The organism is Brevundimonas sp. (assembly GCF_036402095.1).
Lineage (GTDB): Bacteria > Pseudomonadota > Alphaproteobacteria > Caulobacterales > Caulobacteraceae > Brevundimonas.
This window is the reverse complement of sequence record NZ_DASWTO010000169.1, coordinates 1-1,555: the sequence shown is the minus strand read 5'-3', so window position 1 is coordinate 1,555 and position 1,555 is coordinate 1. Positions and strand designations below refer to the sequence as shown.

Annotated in this window: 3 protein-coding genes and 1 pseudogene; all 4 read right to left on the bottom strand. The window is 68.9% G+C overall.

The window, feature by feature from the left end; all coding sequences use genetic code 11:
- Window positions 1-245: pseudouridine synthase (locus tag VGD32_RS11525; protein ID WP_331032027.1), on the bottom strand; the 245-nt coding region annotated here is incomplete at its 3' end.
- A gap of 38 nt (window positions 246-283) precedes the next feature.
- The gene (locus VGD32_RS11520) at window positions 284-679 is read right to left on the bottom strand and encodes a hypothetical protein (RefSeq protein WP_331032026.1); all 396 of its coding nucleotides are present in this window, start codon (window positions 677-679) and stop codon (window positions 284-286) included.
- 50 nt (window positions 680-729) lie between these two features.
- Window positions 730-1,182, bottom strand: coding sequence for a hypothetical protein (locus VGD32_RS11515; protein WP_331032025.1), 453 nt, complete (start codon window positions 1,180-1,182; stop codon window positions 730-732).
- A gap of 61 nt (window positions 1,183-1,243) precedes the next feature.
- A pseudogene (locus tag VGD32_RS11510) lies at window positions 1,244-1,555 on the bottom strand (replication-associated recombination protein A); the annotation flags it as partial.

The following is a 1,555-nucleotide window of genomic DNA, read 5'->3' as shown; positions in this document are numbered from 1 at the left end:
TTCGCCGCCAGGATGACGCCGGAGGTGTCGCGGTCCAGCCGGTGCACCAGCTCCGGCCGCTTGCCGTTGGAGCGCATGAAGGCCCACAGCAGGTCGTCCAGGGTGTGCGCCCTGATCCGCCCGCCCTGGCTGGACAGGCCGGCGGGCTTGTTGAGCACGAGCAGGTGCGGGTCCTCGTGCAGCACCCACGAGCGGACGGCGGCGATCTCTTCGGCGGACAGGGAGACGGGGGCGCGGTCGGTCACCGCGCGTGCTTACGCGAACCGCCCTCCCCCGTCAGCCCTCAGCGCAGGACGCCCCTCTTCGACATCATCCAGGCGTACCAGAGGAACCCGGCGGCCGCGCCGGCGTGGACCAGATGAATGGGCCACCAGGGGCCCATGACCTCCAGGCCGTTCGACAGGGCGAAGACGTAGACAGCGCCCGCGGCCCAGCCGAGAAGCGACAGCGCGAACAGCGGCGCCGCCCATCTGCGTCGCATCAGCAGCAGCAGGCCGCCGAGCAGCCCGCCCCAGACGAAGATCGCCCAGGTCGCATCGTACCAGGCCGGCAAGGCATGGAACCAGTCGATCTGGATCTGCGTGGGCTCCATCCTGGCCAGCCAGGCCTCGCCCTGCGTCTGCATCATGACGTAGTCGAGGCAGCCGAGGCCGCTCTTGAGCACGGCGAGGGCGCCCACCAGCCAGAGGTGCCAAGGCGCACGCGTCCGGCCGGCGGCGTCCCCCGGGGTCAACGCAGCACGCCCTTCTTCGACATGGTCCAGGCGTACCAGGCGAGGAAGGCCGCGATCAGGGTGATCACATACGGCATGTATTTCATCATCGCCATCGCCGGCGGCAGCTCCGGCATCGGGTTCATGAACTGGCCGTAGACGAGGCTGACGAGCGCGCCCAGCAGCGACAGGGCGAAGGCGGGAACCGCGAACCGGCTGCGCATCAGCAGCAGGATCGAGCCGGCCACCGCGCCCCAGACGCCGAGAATCCACGGGGCATACATCCACGCCGGCATGGCGTTGTAATAGTCGATCATCGCCTGGTCGAAGCCGGAGGCGCGGAAATAGGCCTCGCCCTGCGTCGTGGTCATGATGAAGTCGTAGCCGCCGAACCCGTTCCACAGCAGGCTCAGCACACCGACCACCCAGAGGTGCCACGGCGTGCGGGTCGTCATCGAAGTGTCGGTCATGGTCCCCTCCCAAGGATTCCGATGGGCGGAGGATGATCCGAAAACGCGGTTACGGCAACGGTTACCCTGACGGCTCGTCGCCGCCCGCCTGCATCGCGGCGCGCAAGGCCGTCCAGCGCTCCAGCCGCTCCTTCACCTTCGCCTCGTGCCCCTCGCCCTTCGGGGCGTAGAAGCTGCGGCGCTCCATGCCGTCGGGAAAGAAGTTCGCGCCGGAGAAGCCCTCGGGCGTCGACGGGTCGTACTGGTAGCCCTTGCCGTAGCCGAGCGACTTCATGAGCTTCGTCGGGGCGTTGCGGATGTGGGCGGGGGGCATCAGCGAGCCGGTTTCCGCCGCCGCGCGCTTCGCCGCCTTGAAGGCCTCGTAGACCCCGAC